The 1,638-nt window shown below is 35.8% G+C and carries 2 protein-coding genes and 1 pseudogene; 2 read left to right on the forward strand and 1 reads right to left on the reverse strand.

What is annotated here, in order from left to right; all coding sequences use genetic code 11:
* Together H6G97_RS51010 and H6G97_RS51015 are read left to right on the forward strand one after the other, a co-directional pair.
* Positions 1-242: pseudogene (locus H6G97_RS51010) on the forward strand (hypothetical protein); the annotation flags it as partial.
* Positions 243-284: 42 nt separating this feature from the next.
* Positions 285-695 (forward strand): DUF1186 domain-containing protein, encoded by a 411-nt coding sequence (locus H6G97_RS51015; protein WP_242056220.1) that lies wholly within the window; start codon positions 285-287, stop codon positions 693-695.
* A gap of 67 nt (positions 696-762) precedes the next feature.
* Here H6G97_RS51015 and H6G97_RS51020 read toward each other — a convergent pair whose 3' ends face one another.
* A complete protein-coding gene (locus tag H6G97_RS51020; RefSeq protein ID WP_242056219.1) occupies positions 763-1,074 on the reverse strand; it encodes a hypothetical protein in 312 nt (103 codons plus the stop codon).
* Positions 1,075-1,638 lie beyond the last annotated feature (564 nt).

The raw sequence follows: 1,638 nt of genomic DNA on the forward strand, positions 1-1,638 counted from the left end.
AGTTGGCTGCTAGAACTATGGTACAGCGACGCAAGATTAGTTATGCCACCCAAACAGAACTTGGTACCAAAGCATGGGATATTTTCATGTCCCTGGTTGCCACTACTCGTAAGTTAGGTATTAGCTTTTTTGAGTATATGCATGACCGGATTTTGCAACTCGGTGATATTCCCTGTTTGGGTAACATTATTCGAGAGAAGTCTTCTTCTAACCCATTTGGTTGGTCGTGGCTACCTGAATAAATCTCTACCCCGAAATTTTGAGCCGATACATATTATGCCAAGCTGTTTTCTACTTTAGATAAAGAAGATTATTATATCCAAACTACTTTAGTAACCAATAGCGCACAGCTTTGTGCAGTCGAACTGCAAGAACAAATAGATCGGGCATTTGAAGAAGAATTAGTTGATTTGTTTTTTATTGACCAAGAAGATGTAAGCACTTATCTAGTAGTAGAGAGAGAAGAAGCTTTAAATAGACTACGTAACAATACAAAGTATTCTTTTATTAAAGATATAATCTTAGAAATGGAGAGTTGGAGTTGTTTCCAACCACAAGAGAGAGAGCCATCATATAATATTTTTATTCCAGAAGGATTTAGCCTTGGAACATCTGAAAAGTCTAAAAATAAAGCTAGGGATAAGAAAAAAATGCAAAAGCAATCTCGGAGAAAAAATCGTTCTAAAAAGAAATGAGTCATTAATCTTAGCAAAATTTTTTGAACTTCACTAATAATGATAAAAAACTTAGAATTTTTTAGAATTATTTTTCTTCGTTAGGATACCAACCTGCCGGAATGACTTCAAAATTCCAAACATCTTTGAAGACGTATATGCGTCCGACCATTTCCGATGGGGAAAGCAAACTTTTGTCGCCTTCCTTCCAATCTTTTTTATCAACTGTTCCCATAACTACATAGTTATTACCTACAATTTGAGGATTTGTTTGGACAAAAGTAGCAGCCATCAATGGCTCAATTTCCTGTTTTTTAGCAATAATTAAGTCGCAGTTTGGACAATATTTACACTGTTTATTTAGTAAAAATAGCTGTTTAGGTTCAATGTGGATTACCAAAGGGAACTTGCGTAACTTAGTTTTACTATCGCATTTGGGGCATTTAGTGAACGCACAATCACTATAAAAATTAAGAAAAAAGCGATGCCGCTTTTTAATTGTTTTATCTGGATTTTTATTAACGCTATTTTTAACCATGCTAAGATGAAAGCTTGATTAACTACATTTGGTTTTGTAACATAAGGTTAACTATAACAAGCGTGAAGAATTAAGACTTACTCCTAACTAAAAATGGTGACGTAGGTTAAGCTATTGCCAGACATTAGATGGTTGCTAGCTAAAGTTACCAACAGAGCAGAAGGAGTGATATTAGTCTTCTGAACATAGCCGGATACAGATGCTTCAATCACATCATAGTGCAACTGGGTTGCGGTAAGGTATTGTCAGCTTACCGCAAATTCACACTAAGTACTTCATGTCCCAACCATCAAACTTTCTTCGGCTGATCTATTTTCCATAACATATTCCCGTGGAGTTAGGTCAAGATTGAGATCCTTCCATTCCTCGAACGGAATCTTATCAAGTCGTCGCTTAAGCAATTCTTCATCTTTTCGAGACGATCTG

Origin of the sequence: Nostoc flagelliforme FACHB-838 (assembly GCF_014698065.1) — a bacterium.
Classification (GTDB): domain Bacteria; phylum Cyanobacteriota; class Cyanobacteriia; order Cyanobacteriales; family Nostocaceae; genus Nostoc; species Nostoc flagelliforme_B.